Raw genomic sequence first — 17533 nt, forward strand, 5'->3', positions numbered from 1 at the left:
GTGAAAAAACACGCATATTTAGTTTCTAAAAAGTTCATGAAACGAACCTTCGATTACCCACGTGCAAGCCATACAATAACAACACCGACAAAAGCCATCGCAATACCCATTGTCTGAATGGTGTCACGCGGTGTCATTTCGAGTAATTCAGCCAATTTTTTGGCGGCTGATGGAAAAACGCCGTAGAACAGGCCCTCAATAACGAGAACAAGTCCTACGGCGGTAATCAAAGTGCTAAGCATCAATTGTTGTTAGACGCTGGGTTAGGAGCCGCTGGTTTTACACCATCCGCATTTTCAAAATAGCGGAAGAATTCAGAATCAGGTGACAATACAAGAGTCGTTCCTGATTGCTGTAATGCCGCTGTATAAGCTGCCATTGAGCGATAGAATTCAAAGAACTCTGGGTCACGGTTAAAGGCTTCAGCAAAAACGCGGTTACGTTCTGCATCGCCCTCGCCTCGTAATATTTCTGATTCACGCTGTGCTTCAGAAACAGTCTCGACAACCTGACGATCCGCAATCGCGCGAATTGCCTGCGCATTTTCACGGCCACGTGCACGCAGAAGTTCCGCTTCAGCCAAACGCTCGGCTTTCATACGGTCATAGGTTTGCTGTGAAACTTCAGATGTCAAATCGGTGCGCACGATACGCACATCCTTAATATCAAGCCCCAAAGACGTTGCATCGGATGTGAGCAAGTTGCGCACTTCCGTCATCATCTGTGTACGTTCTTCTGACAATGCCGCTTCAAAACCACGCAAACCATAAACACGGCGAAGTGCCGCATCAAAACGCGTTTTCAAACGCGCTTCCGCTGACGCAAGATCACCAGAAACAACTTCTCTGAACCGGCGAGCATCCGTAATTTTATAAGTCAAAAACGCATTAACTTCATAAAAACGGCCACCAGAAACCTGAACCGGCGGTGTATCTTCTAAATCAAGGCGAAGAAGACGGTCATCAATAAGCTGAACAGTATCAAAGCCAGCAAAAGCTAAAGGTGCTTTGAAATAAAGACCTGGCTCTGTGTGAACCCGCTGAATTTCACCAAAGCGCAATACAACCGCTTGCTGGCGTTCATTGACGACGAAAACGGACGCATAAATTGCGAGAAGAATCGCAATAAGCACAGCGCCTATTATTGGTAATTTATTGCTGTTCATTAGTTGTTTCCTCCGTCTGTGCGGCGGTTCTGAACCTCAGGCAATGGCAAATACGGCACGACACCGTTGCCATTTTTATCCATGATGATCTTATTAGAATCACGCAGCACGCCTTCCATTGTCTCCAAGAAGAGACGTTTGCGCGTTACTTCCGGTGCCAACTTATATTGCTCATAGATCGAGATAAAGCGGGCTGCCTCACCTTGAGCTTCTTGAACAACACGCGTTGCATAACCAGAGGCTTCTTCACGTATCTGCGCTGCTTCACCACGTGCAGCACCCAGTTTCTGGTTCGAATACTGGTTTGCTTCTTCGCGGAAACGGTCTTCGTCCTGCTCGGCACGCTGCACTTCTTCAAATGCATCGGCAACTTCGCGTGGCGGTGCAGCATCCTCAATGGAAACTGTATTCACCTGAATACCAGCGCCGTAACTATCCAGCGTTGTCTGCATCGATGTACGAACATCTTCAGCAATCGCTGCACGGTTATCGCGGAACACGTCCTGTGCCGGACGGCGGCCAACGATTTCACGCATCGCGCTTTCAGACACTTGACGCACAACATCATCTGGGCGCGAAACGTTGAACAGATAATCTTGCGGGTTAATCACTGAGTACAGAACCGCAAATTGAACATCCACGATGTTCTGATCACCTGAAAGCATCAAACCTGTTGAACCGGAGCGGCTTGTGCCTGCACCAATAGCGACTTGTTTCTCAACGATTTTGACTTTTTCAACAGTCTCAATCGGCCAGAAGTGGAAATGAAGACCCGGCTGTGAAAGCTCTTGTTTTGGCTTTCCGAAAAGCAGCTCCACAGCGCGTTCATCAGTATCAACCTGATAAAAGGCTTGCATGGCATAAAGCACAAGTGCGCCTAAAATCAGCAATACAATGAAGGCACCATTCGTTCCACGGCCACCACCGCCAGGAATAGCTTTTCTTAAGCGATCCTGTCCCTGCCGAATGATATCCTCTAGATCAGGCGGTTGATTACCACCGCCATTGCTCGGGCGCTTTGGACCATTGCCCCAAGGGCCGCCATTATCGCCGTTACTACCATTATTTTTGTCGCCGCCGCCCCAAGGGCCTCCGCCGCCATTACCGTTCTGATTGCTCCAGGGCATCAAAATCCTCTCAAACGAATAAATAGAGCTCCGCAAGTGCAGAGCCGTTATGTGTATATTAGGTGGCAGCTTAACCAGTTTCAACGCATAAGGCGCGATTTTCGTTGCCTTTAACAAGCAAACTTCACGTAATGCTACAAAACGTCTCATTTATGAGCAAAAACCAGAATTTTAACACGGTCAAATTGGTCCATGCGGCAGATTGAGCGCAACCACGCTACATAAAGAAAACTTGGTTAAAACAAACTATTCGGCAGATTTACGTTCATAAATGACAAATCGTGTCTCAACGCTGTCCTTGTCACTTTTAGGCACATCTTCGCTGGACACTTCCAACCATAAATTCTCATCAATTTCTGGAAAATGTGTATCGCCGTCGATTTCGGCCAAAACATGCGTCACATAAAGCGTATGCGCCATATTAATAGCCTGCGCATAGATTTGTCCGCCGCCAATCATACATATTTCATCAGGCAGCGGCGCTTCCAGATCATCGGGATCAGGTTCAGCGCTTTCAAGATGTGCTAACGCCAAATCCACAGCCGCACCGATTGAACCAACACGCATCACATCATCAGCGTGCCAATCAGCATCACGGGTAATGACGATATTTAACCGGTTCGGCAAAGCCTTACCAATGCTTTCAAACGTCTTGCGCCCCATTATTACGGGTTTTCCAATTGTCAGCGACTTGAAGCGCTTCAAATCGGCCGACAGACGCCAAGGCATATCACCCTCGCGGCCAATCACACCATTTTGAGAAACAGCAACAACAATTTCGATATGAGGTTCTATGTTTTTCATACCGCCACCGGCGCTTTTATGTGCGGATGCGATTCATAACCCACAATTTCAAAATCCTCGAACTTGAAATCCAAAAGCGATTTCACATCGGGATTGATCTTCAACTGCGGTAAAGCCATCGGCGCGCGTGCAAGTTGAGTTTTGACCTGCTCAAAATGATTTGAATATAAATGCGCATCCCCAAGCGTGTGAACAAAATCACCGACCTCAAGATCGCAGACCTGCGCAATCATATGAGTAAGAAGCGCATAGGACGCTATGTTGAATGGTACACCAAGGAAAATATCCGCCGAACGCTGATAAAGCTGGCACGAAAGCCTGCCGTCAGCGACATAAAACTGAAACAGGCAATGGCAAGGCGGCAATGCCATCTCATCAACCAATGCTGGGTTCCAAGCGCTCACAATATGGCGGCGTGAATTTGGATTATTCTTAATCCCATCAACAAGCTTCTCAATTTGGTCAACGCTCGTGCCATCCGGCGCAGGCCATGACCGCCATTGATAGCCGTAAACAGGCCCAAGATCACCATTTTCATCGGCCCATTCATTCCAAATGGATACACCATTATCTTGCAGCCAGCCAATATTCGTGTCGCCGCGCAAGAACCATAAAAGTTCGATGATGATTGAGCGCAAATGAAGCTTTTTGGTTGTGACGACCGGGAAGCCTTCACGCAAATCAAAACGCATCTGATGGCCAAAAACGGAACGCGTACCTGTGCCGGTACGATCACCCTTATCGGTGCCGTTTTCCATCACATGAGACATTAGATCGAGATATTGTTGCATGGATCAAGCTTTCTACGATTCCTTGCGGAAAATCCACAAATGACTTTTCCAAGGCAAAGATACGCACAAAAAAGCCCCCGCAAGCGGAGGCTTCATCTATTCAAAATCAACAATCATTAGAGATCGCCGAGTTTACCTGCATGTTTTGCAACAAGGTAATAGAATGTCACACGCGCTTTATTGCGGTCACCGGACATTTCTTCACAGACTTTAGAAACAATTTCGCTGCCTGCAGCTGCATCCATACCAAGTTTTTTGCCGCACCATTTTTCAATAACACGATCAAGTTCGCTTTTATCACTGCATGAAACCAAAGAAGCATCGCGGCTGCGAAGCGCAATTCCCAAATGCTTTACAATTTTGCTTACAACATCTTCATTTGCGCCCGAATCATAACGCTGCACGTCACCTAGATAGTCGCTCATAAATTTCCCCTCATGAATGGACCAGTGATGGACTAAATAGTCCAGTATAAATAAACGTTCCGTGAGAATGTTCTTTAACAGCTACGTAAAGTCAAGCGCCGGACTAAACTTGGGGCTTTAATTTCATAAACATAACATCTATATAAGCACTGCTGGCTTGCCAGCTATGGTGATAAATTGGCGTTGTAATAAACCATTCGGACCCGGGGGCGGTACCCGGCGCCTCCACCACCAACAGTTCTTAAGTGACATTGTGCACGGGAACTTTTGATGCTGGGGGCGAAATAGGATCGACGAGGGCGTAAAGAGCGTACTTTTACTCGGCATGATACCGCCGTTATCGGGTCATTTGTATAGTTGCAAACGACAACTACGCGGAAGCACGTCTCGCTGCTTAATTGCGGTGCGACAGCTTCACACTAACTCCTAACGGTTCGCACTGTTAGGCGGGGTTCGCAGGCACCTGGCAACAGAAGCCTGCACTTTCATTTTCTGCCCATTTCCATACATTTATTGTAATCAGCAGCGTGCCTGCCTCTTGACCTCAACCCTCGTTCGGCGCACATCTGCAATTGTAATAATGAAGTGGAAAGCACCCGAAAGATGACAGAAGACATTCTGCGCTATGACATTCTCGTACAAAATGCCCTGCGCGGCGTTATTCGCAAAGTGCTGTCTGAGGTCGACAAGACTGGCCTTCCAGGCAACCATCATTTTTTCATTACGTTTTTGACCGGCGCTCAAGGCGTCAAAGTGTCAAACCGAATCAAAGAACAATATCCTGAGCAGATGACAATTGTTGTTCAGCACCAATATTGGGAGCTTGAGGTCAATGAAACAGGCTTTGGTATAGGTCTTTCATTCTCTGACATTCCTGAAAAACTCTATATTCCCTATTCAGCTGTCCGCGGTTTTTACGACCCGTCTGTCAACTTTGAACTCGAATTTGATGTCGAACAGGCAGAAGAGGATGGCGACGCGAGCGTTACTGCCATTGGCACAGCGCAGCCCGTCCTACAGGACCCTGCATCTGATGATGAAGCGGACGACAAAGAAACAACCGCCGAAGATGACAAATCTTCGGATGAAGGCGGCGACAATTCTGCTGATGTTGTTTCACTCGATTCGTTCCGCAAAAAGAAATAATGCTGGCGCGCAAGCGATCCATCTCAATTTCTGGGCACCGCACCAGCTTTTCGCTTGAAGACATTTTCTTTGATGATTTATGTCGCTTAGCCGAACAGGACGATATTTCTATCGCAGCGCTCGTGACTAAAATAGATAATGAGCGCCCGCGCGACAGCAATCTATCGTCATCATTGAGGCTTTATGTTTTAGAGGCCGCCAAGAACGGCCGTCTTTAAACTGCGCGCATCTCAATTCAGTTAGAATCAAATTCTAAATCTTGGAACAGGTTTGAATCGTTGCGGCGTGGCCCGAAAGGATTTTCGGTCAGCCCATCATCTAGCGGCTCCGGTTTTTCTTCATTCGCCCTGCGCGCTGCTTCTTCTGCACGTTTTTGTTCTTCGGCTTGCTTGCGCTCGGCCTCAATGCGTTGGCGCTCAGCTTCTTCGAGCAGCTTTTGCTCATCCAATATTTGTTGTGCTTCTAAAACCCGCTGCTCTTGTCTGCGCCGCTCAAGAATAACCGCCAAGCGTTTTGCAGCGATTTCACGCAGTCGCTCTTCTTCGCTGCGCACGAAGTTTTCTCGTTGAAGATATTTCAGATAGCGGACCTGTCGGCGAAGGCGCTGCTTCTCCAACAATCGTGCCTGCAGGGCTTCCACCCGTGCTTGCTCTCGTTCCAATGCGCGTTGACGAATAAAAGACGTAAGCAATGCATAATCACGCTCAACGATGATCGGTTCTTGTCCTTTGGCTTGGTTCATCGACACGACAACTTCTGGCTGTGAACCCGCAATAATGTCATCGCCAACATCATAAGTAATACGCGCCTCACCTGACATTGCTTGCTCGCCAAGTGCCAATGAAAACGCGCCGTTAAGAGCAAAATGGTCAAGTTGCACGGCAATATTGTCAATGCTCAAACGGCCATTATTGACGGACACAGGCAATTCGAGTGGCGGCAATGACACGCTACCAGACGGTATAAACATCGCCGCGATATTGGTGATTTGTGCGTCCGTTATCTGGTAGCCGATTTCATCGGCAGCATCCAAAACAGGCGGTAACGCCTCGCCGTTTAGCCCCGACAATATTAGATTATCCGTTGCAATAACACCCGAGCCTGCCAGTGAATTAACAAGCGCTTTTGTGCTATTGCCAGCCCCTGTCAAAGAAAGTGTCACAGCGCCATTGGCTTCAACACCGGATAATGGCGCTGTCGCAAAATGCGTCAAATCAGCATTTTGAAGACGTATATTACTATTGAATAAAACCGCACCATTATCATTTTGTGCATCAAGCGAACCCGTAACATTGCCGCCAAAGAGCGCTGCCTGAATTTCGCGCAAAGACAATGCGTTATCACGGTATATTAATCGCAATTGCGCGGCAGTTGCGCTGTTTTCCATCGCTGTGAGATTCTCGGCTGACACACGCACATCAAGTGCGTTATCCGTATAAAGCGGGTTGCTAAACAGGCTGGCTTCATCTGATAGATCATAACGACCAGTCAATATTTCAGCCAAGAAACCCAGATCAAGTTGTGACAGCTTCAGCGTGCCTTCAAACAGGCGTTTCGAGCGCTCATTTGCAATGGTTAAATTGCCCGCAAAATTATTATCCGCAACTTGGCCCGATAAATCAGACAGCGCCAACCTGCCATCTTGCAGCGTGATACGCGCTTCACCGACCAATGGCGTGCCAAGTCCAGTTGCAGGAAAAACATAGCCAAGCACATCCATCCACGGCTCGGCATCTTTGCTCTGAACGCGCGCTGCACCAACATAATCAAGCCCTGAAACATTTTGCTTCAAAACACCTTCAGCGCTGCCAAAACTATCCAATGTTTGAAGGCTAAACCTTGTGCTTAACCCTTCGACCAGATTGCCCAAAGCATTCAGCTTGACTTGCCCCTCACCCAGTAAGCGCAAAGGCAAGACGTCAAAGCCGGCTTGCGATAATAAAATCGAAGCTTCAGGGTTAGACACCGTACCACTAAGGGAAATACCTGCCTTTTCCGGATCAAGTAATGCGCCAGTAATCGTGGTCGTCAGAGAAATATCAGAGCCACCGATCTGCCCCGAAACACTTACTGACACTTCCCCATTATCGTCGGCAGGCAGAAGAGCCGTACCAACAACATTCAAACTTGTATCTTGCAAAGCTGCAGCATCACGCACAGCAACGCTCTGCAATGTGTCCAAGAAAGCGACATTTGGAAAAATGCGCGCAAGCCCGCGCATAAAGGGCGCTCCTTGCGCCGCAATTAAACTCACATCAAAATTCGTATTATAACCAACTTGATCTTCTAACCCAGAAAGCGTTCCAGTCGCAGAAACTGCAGCACCAAAAATGTCCCGTATGGAGAGCTTATCCACTTCAACGCGTTCACCGCGCACCCGCAATGCCGCTTCTAACGCACCCATTTCTAGATCTTTGATATGTGGGTTGGTCAGATCAAATGTCGCGTCGATATCATGGCCGGATATTGATGCTCCACTGCCTGCGCCAAACAAGACACGAGACAGTGCATCCAGTGTTTCATAACGTGCATTGTCCCCCGCAAGATCAACAGAAATATACGGCATGGATGATGCGCTTTCCTTGCGCTCAATACGTCCTGTTAGCTGTGCAGCACCAAGCACAAGCTCAAGTTCGCTAAATATTTGCTGTTCTGCGTTTAGCTCAACCTGCGCCGAAAATCCTGCATTAGGCATCATGCGAATTGTTTCGTCTATGTCATCGGTAAGCCATGCAGCAAGACCGGAGGGCTGGCGCGAGGCCACAACCAAATCACCTTTGAATGATGTGCCCGCCGCCGCAGCTTCACCTTCGCCAAGCACCAACGTACCGCTTCCTTCAAGAACCGTCCGGCCAGGAAGTTTCGCCTCAAGGCGCTTGATATCCCAAACACTGCCAACAGCACCCGATTTTGGTTCAGCCCGCAACGTCAAATCTCGAATGGTCGTGCTGCCTGCAACAATCGTTGGTAAATCAAGCTCAATTGTGCCCGCCATAGATGGTATAGGCAGCGCGGCAAGAACGCTTTGAATCTCTGCTAATCGGTTCGATAAAGAGACAGGTGCGCCTTCCCCGTCAGCCGCGTCATTAAAACTTACCTGATTGCCTTTTGCTTGAAAGTTGAATGAAGGGATTTCACCGCCATCAATCTCGGCTGTTCCATTGATCGTATAAGGATCATCGAGCGCACCGAAATCACCGCGAAATTGTTCGATTTTCAAAGAGCGCGCATCGGCTTCAAACAGACCTTCGATCAGATAGTTCTGTGTCCGTTTAGCAGTTGGCTTGATGGAGAAAGTGCCAGAATACCAGCTTTCTCGCTCCGTTGAGGGCGCTGCAATGCGTCCTTCACTAATCAGTTCAAACTTGCTTTCTGGCAGCATCGCCTGAATGCGCGCCGAAAATCCTTCACGATTAAGATTGCCCGTTGAAATACGCGCCTCAAAAGCTTCACCGCGCACAAAACCTTTGCTTTCAACCCGCCAAGGCCCGAACAGGCTTTGCGCCGCTGCCGTGCCGTTGAGTGAAACAAAATCCCATTGCCGTGCGGTCTTTTGATCACGCACCACAATTGTACCATCGCTAAAGCTGGCCTGTTCCAAAATGATTTGAGCAGGGTCAACAGGCGCTTCAAGCGGAAAATCCCATTGTGGTTTGCCGTCTTCGTCTAAATCAAGGCGAACAACAGGCGACACAAAATTCATATCGAAAATCAGGATTTCACCGCGCAAGAAAGGCGCAAGCTCAACATCCATTGAGAACTTTTCAACCGTTACATTGGGCGCATTTTTGGGGCCAACCCGAACATCGGAAAAAGTGACAGACGGAAAAGGAACTAAACGCGCCGATGCGCTGCCCTCAACCCGCACTTCTTGGCCCAATATACGTGATGCTTCGGCTTCAAATCGATCACGATAACCGCTCCAATCGACAAAATACGGCCCGACCAGCGCTGCAAGCAGCACCAGTACGATCATACCGCCGATTAGAACAAATAAACGCAACCCTAACCCCTGATTTTCCGTAAGCCTGCGCTGTCAAATTGACATTTTAAGGACAGCGAAAAATCTTTCTGCATCATAGCGTAAAAATCTTACCTGGATTCATAATATTGTCTGGATCAATAGAACGCTTGATACCACGCATAACATCAACAGCGCCGCCAAGTTCCACCTCTAGAAACTTCATTTTGCCTTGCCCAATACCGTGCTCGCCAGTGCATGTGCCGCCCATCGCCAATGCACGCCCATTCAAGCGCTCAACAAAACTTTCCGCCATCGCAATTTCTTCTGGATTTTCTTCATCAATCAAAAGCAAAACATGAAAATTGCCATCGCCCGCATGTCCAACGATTGGCGCAATCAAACCAAGCTCTTCGATATCGGCTTCAGTATCTCGAATACAGTCCGCTAATCGCGAGATCGGCACACACACATCCGTGGATATTGCCTTTGCGCCGGGCCGCAAGCCAAGCGCTGCCCAATAAGCATCATGACGCGCTTTCCACAGTTTGGTTCGCTCTTCTTGGACCGCTGACCATTTAAACGGGCCGCCGCCAAGATCAGCAGCGATTTCATTAAATATCTCAGCTTGTTCTGCAACGCCGGTTTCAGAACCATGAAACTCTAGGAACAAACAAGGCGTCGGTTCAAAATCAAGTTTTGAATAATCAATCATCGCTTGCATTTGTAGTGCATTGACCAATTCGATACGGGCAACAGGCAGGCCCATTTGAATTGTATAAATAACCGCCTCAACCGCCGCATCAAGCGTTGGGAACGGGCACACGCCGCCGGTGATTGCCTGCGGTATCCCCTGCAATTTAAGCGTGATCTGCGTGATAATGCCGAGCGTGCCTTCAGAGCCAACCATCAGCCGTGTAAGATCATAACCAGCAGAGCTTTTGCGTGCGCGCTGCGCCGTTGTGATCTTGCGCCCATTGGGCAGCACCACTTCAAGCGCCAAAACATTGTCTTTCATCGTACCGTAGCGCACTGCGTTCGTGCCCGATGCACGCGTTGCTGTCATGCCGCCAAGGCTGGCATTGGCACCCGGATCAATAGGGAAGAAAAGCCCAGATGCGCGTAAATATGTATTCAAATCTTCGCGCGTAACACCCGGCTCAATAACGCAGTCTAGATCGCTTTCATTAACCGAAATGATTTTGTTCATCTGGCTAACATCAATTGAAATACCGCCCGCAGGTGCATTGACCCCGCCTTCAAGCGACGTGCCAGTACCAAAGGGAATGATGGGAACCTTGTGCTCGGCACAAATTTCTACAGCTTTTTGTACATCATCAGATGATTTTGCAAACAACACACCGTCAGGCAATTGTGCCGGTATATACGTGGTCGTATGCGCATGCTGCGCACGCAGAGCCTCACCTGTTTGAAACGCCTCGCCAAAAGCCTGTTTTAAAATACCAACAGCCGTAGAAATACCAGCATCATTGCGTTTAACTTCGACAATATCTTTGAGCGCCAACGACGTTCCTCCACCAATAAAATTCATTGAAATAATTCAAGAATTTCAATTTTTCAGCAATTTGACTTGCTGCTTATGTTATGTTTCGTAATGTGCCGTTACCACGCTCTTGTGTCCACCACCAAAAAGCGATTGAAAGCATAATGTCCGATGATTTTCACAGCCCTATGCCCTTTACCTCTAAGGCAGTGGATATTGAAGACAGCTGGATAGATTATAACGGGCATCTCAACATGGCATATTACCTTGTCATGTTTGAAAAAGCTTTTGATGATTTCCATTATGCCTTCGGCGTGACCGAGGAATATGTCAAAACCCGCAACATGACGACCTATACTGGCCAAACCAAAATTGACTATCTGCGCGAAGTGCACAAGGGCACCAAACTCACAGCAACCTGCCAAATTTTGAATTATGATCAAAAGCGCATTCACACTTGGCAAGAGCTTCAATTTGAGGACGGCACTGTCGCAGCAACCTGCGAAACCTTGACGCTTCACATTGATGCGAGCGGGCCGAAGGTTGCGCCCTTCCCAGCCGACATTTTGAGCAACATCAAAACGATGGCTGACAAGCATTTAAGCTTGCAACGCCCTGCCAAAGCGGGCCAACCTATCGCCATTGGTTCAAAAGAAAATGCAGCGTCATGAATTGGGCCATTATAAAAAAACTACCGACAATCTTGATAAGCTGGATTAAGCCCAACCTCGATACGTTCAAAAGCTCCCGAGCACTTAATATCTGGATTCTCTCACTGCTCATTGGTGCCGCCGTTGGCGTGGCCGCTATCGCTTTCCGCGAACTGATCGGCATTGTACAATGGCCTTGGCTCAAAAACCGCAGCGAAGACACTCTGACAGCGGCCCAAAACGTATCAACTATTTGGCTTTTTCTAGCCCCTGTAATTGGCGGCCTCATTGTTGGGCAATTATTGCGCTTTCTTCATACGCGCCGTGCAGGCAATGTTTCAGATGTTATTGAAGCACGCTCGACAACGGGCAGAAATCTTGGATTAACACAAGGGCTGTGGTCAGCACTGGTCAGCGCAATTTCGCTTGGTGCGGGTGCAAGCGCAGGTCGTGAAGGGCCAATCGTCCATTTGGGCGCAACGCTTGCAAGTTTTATCGCACATCGTCAAAAATTACCTGAATGGTGCTCTAAAACATTACTGGCAGCAGGCGTCGCCAGTGCCATATCAGCCTCATTTAACGCACCCATTGCCGGTGTCTTATTTGCGCACGAGGTTATTCTGCAACACTATGCAATGCGTTCGTTCGTGCCGATTGTAATTGCTTCAACCGTTGGCACTGTTTTGTCGCGCCTATGGTTTGATGAAGTAACAACATTTCTCATTCCAATCTATCAGATCACATCCTATTGGGAGTTCCCAGCATTTGCACTGCTCGGCATTGTCTGTGCCCTTGTCGCTGTGCTGTTCCAATTCACCCTATTTTCAGCTGAATATGTCGCGCGCGGTATAAAGATGCCCATTTGGATGCGCCCGATTGTTGGCGGTTTAGTCGTGGGTATCATGGCAATGTTTTTGCCGCATATTCTTGGCGTTGGCTATGAAGTCACCGACAAGATGCTATGGAATCAATTGCCGCTATGGCTCTTGTTCACACTCATCATCGCAAAAACATTTGCAACGGCCATAACACTTGCATCACGCTTTGGCGGCGGCATTTTCTCCCCTGCTCTATTTCTGGGCGCAGCAACAGGCGGCGCATTTGGATTAATTGCCGGAAGCCTCTTCCCTGATCTTGCATCGAGCGGCGGACTTTATGCAATTTTGGGCATGGGCGCTGTGGCAGGCGCCGTGCTTGGCGCACCTATCTCTACCACAATGATCGTGTTTGAACTGACGGGCGGCTACAGCCTCTCCATCGCATTATTATTATGCGTGGCAATTGCTCACGGTGTGAACCAAGCGCTGCATGGCTTGTCATATTTCCATTGGCAATTGGAAATGCGTGGTCTGTTTGACCATTTAGGCCCGCACCGCTCGATCATGCGCACCAAAAAAGTAATGGACTTTATGGATGTCGTGGAGCCCGGCCTTGAACCGGAGACAATTGATCCTGAAAAAGGAACACCTGTGTTAAAACCAACCCATTCGATCGATTTTGCGCTGCGCACATTTGATGCTGGCGGCTATCAACGCCTGCCTGTTGTTGATGAGCGTGACGAAACAAAAATTATAGCTTGGGCTTTGCAGGTTAACGCGCTGCGATATTTCAACAAGGCTTTGATTGATGCCAGCGTGGAAGAACACCGCTAGGCAAAGCAAACTTTATTTATCGAAAGTAAGACCAAGGCGTTTCGCCTGACAATCGGCATCACAAGCATCTAAATGCCGCAAAACACCTTTAGGTGTTTGGGTTTTAGATCCGCCAGTTACCATGAAATCAATTGAGCTGGCTTGTGTGAAAGCTGATTTAATAATCTTCGCATCAGAGGACATCGTTGTCGCACTTGCAACTGTGATACCAGCCAAGATTAGAGCGCATCCGACAAAGATTTTATTAAATACTGTCATAATGCGGTAACGATAATGTAAAACATGCTACCAAAGCGTTAACATCTCTTCCAATTTTCCACTAAAAACTCGCAATTGTCCGCCGAATCATTACATTGCGAACAAATGAGCAACCCGTTCGATGACATACCATTCGATGATGGTCCAGCACCATCTCGAAATAACGCCGCCCCTGCCCCTAATCATGGAGGCGGGTCCGGCATTGCTGCGCGCGCAATGGCAGCCCGTGCAACACCGCAATATCTTGATGGCTTAAACCCTGAACAGAGCCGAGCGGTAAAAACCGTTGAAGGCCCTGTCTTGGTGCTGGCTGGAGCAGGAACGGGCAAAACCCGTGTTCTGACAACCCGTATCGCGCATATATTAGGCCAAGGTTTGGCATGGCCAAGTCAGGTCCTTGCCGTCACCTTTACCAATAAAGCGGCACGCGAAATGAAAGAGCGCATCGGCGTTCTTGTTGGCGGCGCTGTTGAAGGCATGCCATGGCTTGGCACATTCCACTCCATCGGCGTGAAGATTTTGCGCAAGCACGCCGAACTGGTGGGCCTGAAATCAGATTTTACCATCCTTGATACGGACGACCAGATTCGCCTGATCAAACAACTTATCCAAGCCGAAGGCATTGATGATAAGCGTTGGCCAGCGCGCACTTTTGCGCATTTGATGGATAGCTGGAAAAACAAAGGTTGGGGCCCAGCCGATATTCCCGAAGGCGATGCACGCGCTTTTGCAAATGGAAAAGGACGCGAACTGTTCACAGCCTATCAGGATCGTCTACGCACGCTTAATGCTGCCGACTTTGGCGATCTATTGTGTCACCCAATCCGCATATTAAAAAATCACCCCGATGTGCTGGCTGAATACCACGCCAAGTTTAAATACATATTGGTGGACGAGTATCAGGACACCAACGTGGCGCAATATATGTGGCTACGGCTTTTGTCGCAGCGGCCCAAAGGCACGCCAACAAACATTTGCTGCGTGGGCGATGACGATCAGTCAATTTATGGCTGGCGCGGCGCAGAAGTCGACAATATTTTGCGTTTTGAAAAAGATTTTCCGGGCGCAGCTGTCATCAAGCTGGAGCGCAATTACCGCTCAACCGCACATATTCTAGGAGCTGCTGCCCACCTCATTAGCCATAATGAAGACCGCCTTGGTAAAACGCTCTTCACCGATGATCCCGACATTGATGATCCAAAGGTGCAGGTTCACGCTGCTTGGGACTCTGAAGAAGAGGCCCGCGCCATTGGCGAAGTGATCGAGCGCCTTCACAGCGATCAACACGATCTCAACGAAATGGCGATTTTGGTGCGTGCATCATTTCAAATGCGCGAGTTCGAGGAACGCTTTATCAAGAGCGGCATCAATTACCGCGTCATTGGCGGCCCACGTTTTTATGAACGCTTGGAAATCCGCGACGCAATGGCGTTTTTCCGTGTTGTTTGCCAACCGGCCGATGATCTAGCCTTTGAACGTATCATCAATGTACCAAAGCGCGGCCTTGGCGATGCCTCCGTGCGGCTGATCCATGATTATGCACGGCGCAAAAACATTCCGATGCTTGCCGCTTCTGCTGAGCTTATTGAATCGACCGATTTAAAACCAAAGCCTCGTGCCGCATTGCGTGAAGTCGTCATTAATTTCGAGCGTTGGGCAAAAGCGCTGGAAAATACCGAACATACGGAGCTCGCCGAAACCATTTTGGAAGAAAGTGGTTACACCGGCATGTGGCAGGCTGATCGCAGCGCAGAGGCACCGGGCCGTTTGGAGAACTTGAAAGAACTCATCACCTCTATGAGTGAGTTTGAAAGCCTGCGCTCATTCCTCGAACATGTGTCGCTGGTGATGGATGTTGAGCAAAATCCAGACGATGACAAAGTCTCGATCATGACGCTGCACGCTGCAAAAGGTCTCGAATTCAAAACCGTCTTTTTGCCGGGCTTTGAAGAAGGTCTGTTCCCGCACCAACGTTCATTGGACGAAGGTGGGCGCAACGGCTTAGAAGAAGAGCGCCGCCTCGCCTATGTTGGTTTGACCCGTGCTAAAATCAATTGCCACATCTGGTTTGTTTCCAACCGCCGTATTCATGGCCTATGGCAATCCACAATTCCATCGCGCTTTTTGGATGAACTGCCACTTGCGCATGTTGATGTTGCCGACCCACCCTCCAGCTATGGCGGCGGTAATGGCGGCTATGGTCAATCGCGTTTTGATAAAGCTGAGCCGTTTGAAAACACCTATTCAACACCGGGCTGGGCCCGCGCACAGGCCAATAAAACAGATGCAACACGCAACAATTGGGGCTCACGATCTGGCGCCAATGTCGAACGTATCGGTTATGGCGAAACAGACAGCCGCCGCGGCGCAGGGCGCGGCTCAATAAAAGGCAATATGATCGAGGGCGAACTCGTCGCCAAATCCGTTGCAGACAAGCCCTCTGCTTTCGAAGTTGGCGACCGCGTCTTTCACATGAAGTTTGGCAACGGCAATGTTGCCGAAATTGACGGCAACAAGCTGACCGTTACCTTTGATAAGGCTGGCGAGAAAAAGGTTTTAGATGGGTTTGTAGAGAAGGCTTAAGCCGCTATTCCGGCTTACCTTCTGCCCAATCCACCTCAGCGCCATAAAGCGGCACAGTAGACATGCTCATTTTTGCCGAGCCTTCCTGCACTTGTCTTGAATGTGACAGATAGATCAGTGTGTCGTTTTTCTTGTCATAGATGCGTTTGACAACAAGCTGTTTCCAGATGATCGAGCGGCGCTGCTTGAAAACCTCTTCCCCACCTTCGTCCAGTTCAATCTTGCCGATTTTAATCGGTCCGGTTTGACGGCACGCAATAGAAGAGTTTGAAGGGTCTTCAAACCAATTGCCTTTTTGCAAACGGTCAATAATACCGCGGTCAAAATAACTGATATGACACGTCACACCTTCAACGTCTGGATCACTCACAGCTTCGATAACAATATCATTGCCAAGCCAATCAACGCTCACTTCACCGACTTCTTCGGCAAGGCTAGATGATGTGCTGATGGCTAGGGTAAGTATTGCGGCTGTGAAACGACGTAACATTATGTTCTCCATGACGTTAGAAACGATCTAAACTCTATATAGTTCCCAAAACAAAGATTATCAGTGATGCGACACAATAAAACATACCTAGCGTTGCAATGATTATGCGGTTATGATCGAACCATGCAAAACCATAAGCAAGCAAACCAAATGATGACAAAGCAAATGATCGCCGCCAGCGGCCTGATCATTGTCGTTTCGTTATTGGCTTTTGCCACTTGGCTTGGCACCGGCAAACAGATGATGGCATCGCTCATTCAATCTGGCCTTGCTTGGTGTCTTTAGGCCCGAACCTGCGCTAATTTGCGCATAGGCAGTATAAATTTTACATCCTATACAACATCCAACATTTAATGATTGGGCACTTTTATGCGTATTCTTTTTTCCGTTCTCATCGTCGCGCTTGTCGCGGCTTTAGGTGTGGTTTTCTATCAATGGCAACAGACACAAAATAGCGTCGAGGCTTATGGCGTACCGTTTGAACTTGTTGATGGCCAAGGCGAAAAAATTACACAGGAAGCATTTATAGGGCAGCCATCTGCGTTGTTTTTTGGCTTCACGCATTGCCCTGAAATCTGCCCAACAACACTCTATGAGTTAAATGGCTGGCTGGAAACTTTGGGCGAAGATGGCGAAAACATCGAAGCGTTCTTCATCACGGTTGACCCAGAGCGCGACACCGTTGAGATTTTGAATAATTATGTCTCAAGCGTGACTGACCGCGTCACAGCAATTACAGGCGATCCTGATAAAGTGCGCGCCATGGCGTCGGGCTATGGCATATATTATAAGCGCCAAGAACTTGAAGATGGCGACTATACAATGGACCACACAGCATCCATTTTCTTGCTCGATTCCAACGGTGATTTCCGTTCCACCATCGCTTGGGGCGAAAATTCTGAAACAGCCATTCAAAAGCTCCGCAACCTTGCTGGCAGCTAATTGCTTGCATTTTTGAGCGACTGGCTCATATGAGT

Annotated in this window: 17 protein-coding genes and 1 other RNA gene; 8 read left to right on the forward strand and 10 right to left on the reverse strand. The window is 48.6% G+C overall.

Annotated elements, in window-relative coordinates:
* Positions 1–53 precede the first annotated feature (53 nt).
* The 6 genes from C504_RS0105895 to C504_RS0105920 all read right to left on the reverse strand — a co-directional run bounded on the left by C504_RS0105895 (position 54) and on the right by C504_RS0105920 (position 4312).
* On the reverse strand, positions 54–242 hold the full coding sequence (locus tag C504_RS0105895) for a DUF2065 domain-containing protein (protein ID WP_018688391.1): 189 nt from the start codon (positions 240–242) through the stop codon (positions 54–56).
* Positions 242–1165, reverse strand: a complete 924-nt coding sequence (gene hflC, locus C504_RS0105900; protein WP_018688392.1) for a protease modulator HflC — start codon at positions 1163–1165, stop codon at positions 242–244. The genes C504_RS0105895 and hflC overlap by 1 nt, the downstream gene beginning before the upstream one ends.
* Entirely contained in the window at positions 1165–2292 is a 1128-nt protein-coding gene (hflK, locus tag C504_RS0105905; RefSeq protein WP_018688393.1) for an FtsH protease activity modulator HflK, read from the reverse strand. The genes hflC and hflK overlap by 1 nt, the downstream gene beginning before the upstream one ends.
* A gap of 246 nt (positions 2293–2538) precedes the next feature.
* Positions 2539–3096 carry a dihydrofolate reductase gene (locus tag C504_RS0105910; protein ID WP_018688394.1) on the reverse strand — a complete coding sequence of 186 codons (558 nt, stop codon included), beginning with the start codon at positions 3094–3096 and terminating at the stop codon, positions 2539–2541.
* A complete protein-coding gene (locus C504_RS0105915; RefSeq protein WP_018688395.1) occupies positions 3093–3887 on the reverse strand; it encodes a thymidylate synthase in 795 nt (264 codons plus the stop codon). Before C504_RS0105915 ends, C504_RS0105910 begins: the two co-directional genes overlap by 4 nt.
* Before the next feature lie 116 nt (positions 3888–4003).
* Positions 4004–4312, reverse strand: a complete 309-nt coding sequence (locus C504_RS0105920) for a DUF2853 family protein (RefSeq protein ID WP_018688396.1) — start codon at positions 4310–4312, stop codon at positions 4004–4006.
* Between the two features lie 112 nt (positions 4313–4424).
* Here C504_RS0105920 and ssrA point away from each other — a divergent pair.
* From ssrA to C504_RS0105930, 3 genes are all read left to right on the forward strand, one after another.
* Positions 4425–4796: a transfer-messenger RNA gene (gene ssrA, locus C504_RS18515) on the forward strand.
* Between the two features lie 119 nt (positions 4797–4915).
* On the forward strand, positions 4916–5458 hold the full coding sequence (locus C504_RS0105925) for an SspB family protein (protein WP_018688397.1): 543 nt from the start codon (positions 4916–4918) through the stop codon (positions 5456–5458).
* Entirely contained in the window at positions 5458–5676 is a 219-nt protein-coding gene (locus C504_RS0105930) for a ribbon-helix-helix domain-containing protein (RefSeq protein WP_018688398.1), read from the forward strand. Before C504_RS0105925 ends, C504_RS0105930 begins: the two co-directional genes overlap by 1 nt.
* A 17-nt stretch (positions 5677–5693) precedes the next feature.
* Here C504_RS0105930 and C504_RS0105935 read toward each other — a convergent pair whose 3' ends face one another.
* Together C504_RS0105935 and C504_RS0105940 are read right to left on the reverse strand one after the other, a co-directional pair.
* The gene (locus C504_RS0105935) at positions 5694–9461 is read right to left on the reverse strand and encodes an AsmA family protein (protein ID WP_018688399.1); all 3768 of its coding nucleotides are present in this window, start codon (positions 9459–9461) and stop codon (positions 5694–5696) included.
* Between the two features lie 73 nt (positions 9462–9534).
* Entirely contained in the window at positions 9535–10971 is a 1437-nt protein-coding gene (locus C504_RS0105940) for an FAD-binding oxidoreductase (protein WP_018688400.1), read from the reverse strand.
* A gap of 116 nt (positions 10972–11087) precedes the next feature.
* Here C504_RS0105940 and C504_RS0105945 point away from each other — a divergent pair, with 116 nt between their 5' ends.
* Both C504_RS0105945 and C504_RS0105950 read left to right on the forward strand, forming a co-directional pair.
* Entirely contained in the window at positions 11088–11594 is a 507-nt protein-coding gene (locus tag C504_RS0105945) for a thioesterase family protein (protein WP_018688401.1), read from the forward strand.
* Positions 11591–13225, forward strand: a complete 1635-nt coding sequence (locus tag C504_RS0105950; RefSeq protein ID WP_018688402.1) for a chloride channel protein — start codon at positions 11591–11593, stop codon at positions 13223–13225. Before C504_RS0105945 ends, C504_RS0105950 begins: the two co-directional genes overlap by 4 nt.
* A gap of 12 nt (positions 13226–13237) precedes the next feature.
* On the opposite strand, the gene C504_RS0105955 is transcribed toward C504_RS0105950, so the two are convergent.
* Positions 13238–13483, reverse strand: coding sequence for a hypothetical protein (locus C504_RS0105955; protein WP_156815856.1), 246 nt, complete (start codon positions 13481–13483; stop codon positions 13238–13240).
* A 105-nt stretch (positions 13484–13588) separates the two neighbouring features.
* Between C504_RS0105955 and C504_RS0105960 the strand changes: the two genes are divergently transcribed.
* Positions 13589–16066 (forward strand): ATP-dependent helicase, encoded by a 2478-nt coding sequence (locus C504_RS0105960; RefSeq protein ID WP_018688404.1) that lies wholly within the window; start codon positions 13589–13591, stop codon positions 16064–16066.
* Positions 16067–16070: 4 nt separating this feature from the next.
* On the opposite strand, the gene C504_RS0105965 is transcribed toward C504_RS0105960, so the two are convergent.
* A complete protein-coding gene (locus C504_RS0105965; RefSeq protein ID WP_018688405.1) occupies positions 16071–16556 on the reverse strand; it encodes a CreA family protein in 486 nt (161 codons plus the stop codon).
* 150 nt (positions 16557–16706) lie between these two features.
* Here C504_RS0105965 and C504_RS19010 point away from each other — a divergent pair, with 150 nt between their 5' ends.
* Together C504_RS19010 and C504_RS0105975 are read left to right on the forward strand one after the other, a co-directional pair.
* Positions 16707–16841 (forward strand): hypothetical protein, encoded by a 135-nt coding sequence (locus tag C504_RS19010; protein WP_256374329.1) that lies wholly within the window; start codon positions 16707–16709, stop codon positions 16839–16841.
* Positions 16842–16925: 84 nt separating this feature from the next.
* A complete protein-coding gene (locus C504_RS0105975) occupies positions 16926–17498 on the forward strand; it encodes an SCO family protein (RefSeq protein WP_018688407.1) in 573 nt (190 codons plus the stop codon).
* The last annotated feature ends 35 nt before the right edge of the window (positions 17499–17533 follow it).

This window comes from Ahrensia kielensis DSM 5890, from assembly GCF_000374465.1.
In the GTDB taxonomy this organism is placed as follows: domain Bacteria; phylum Pseudomonadota; class Alphaproteobacteria; order Rhizobiales; family Rhizobiaceae; genus Ahrensia; species Ahrensia kielensis.

Bases quoted from the DNA above. Each gene is read 5' to 3' on its own strand.
- C504_RS0105895 (WP_018688391.1), bottom strand. From the start codon at position 242: ATGCTTAGCACTTTGATTACCGCCGTAGGACTTGTTCTCGTTATTGAG.
- hflC (WP_018688392.1), bottom strand. From the start codon at position 1,165: ATGAACAGCAATAAATTACCAATAATAGGCGCTGTGCTTATTGCGATT.
- hflK (WP_018688393.1), bottom strand. From the start codon at position 2,292: ATGCCCTGGAGCAATCAGAACGGTAATGGCGGCGGAGGCCCTTGGGGC.
- C504_RS0105910 (WP_018688394.1), bottom strand. From the start codon at position 3,096: ATGAAAAACATAGAACCTCATATCGAAATTGTTGTTGCTGTTTCTCAA.
- C504_RS0105915 (WP_018688395.1), bottom strand. From the start codon at position 3,887: ATGCAACAATATCTCGATCTAATGTCTCATGTGATGGAAAACGGCACC.
- C504_RS0105920 (WP_018688396.1), bottom strand. From the start codon at position 4,312: ATGAGCGACTATCTAGGTGACGTGCAGCGTTATGATTCGGGCGCAAAT.
- C504_RS0105925 (WP_018688397.1), top strand. From the start codon at position 4,916: ATGACAGAAGACATTCTGCGCTATGACATTCTCGTACAAAATGCCCTG.
- C504_RS0105930 (WP_018688398.1), top strand. From the start codon at position 5,458: ATGCTGGCGCGCAAGCGATCCATCTCAATTTCTGGGCACCGCACCAGC.
- C504_RS0105940 (WP_018688400.1), bottom strand. From the start codon at position 10,971: ATGAATTTTATTGGTGGAGGAACGTCGTTGGCGCTCAAAGATATTGTC.
- C504_RS0105945 (WP_018688401.1), top strand. From the start codon at position 11,088: ATGTCCGATGATTTTCACAGCCCTATGCCCTTTACCTCTAAGGCAGTG.
- C504_RS0105950 (WP_018688402.1), top strand. From the start codon at position 11,591: ATGAATTGGGCCATTATAAAAAAACTACCGACAATCTTGATAAGCTGG.
- C504_RS0105955 (WP_156815856.1), bottom strand. From the start codon at position 13,483: ATGACAGTATTTAATAAAATCTTTGTCGGATGCGCTCTAATCTTGGCT.
- C504_RS0105960 (WP_018688404.1), top strand. From the start codon at position 13,589: ATGAGCAACCCGTTCGATGACATACCATTCGATGATGGTCCAGCACCA.
- C504_RS0105965 (WP_018688405.1), bottom strand. From the start codon at position 16,556: ATGTTACGTCGTTTCACAGCCGCAATACTTACCCTAGCCATCAGCACA.
- C504_RS19010 (WP_256374329.1), top strand. From the start codon at position 16,707: ATGATGACAAAGCAAATGATCGCCGCCAGCGGCCTGATCATTGTCGTT.
- C504_RS0105975 (WP_018688407.1), top strand. From the start codon at position 16,926: ATGCGTATTCTTTTTTCCGTTCTCATCGTCGCGCTTGTCGCGGCTTTA.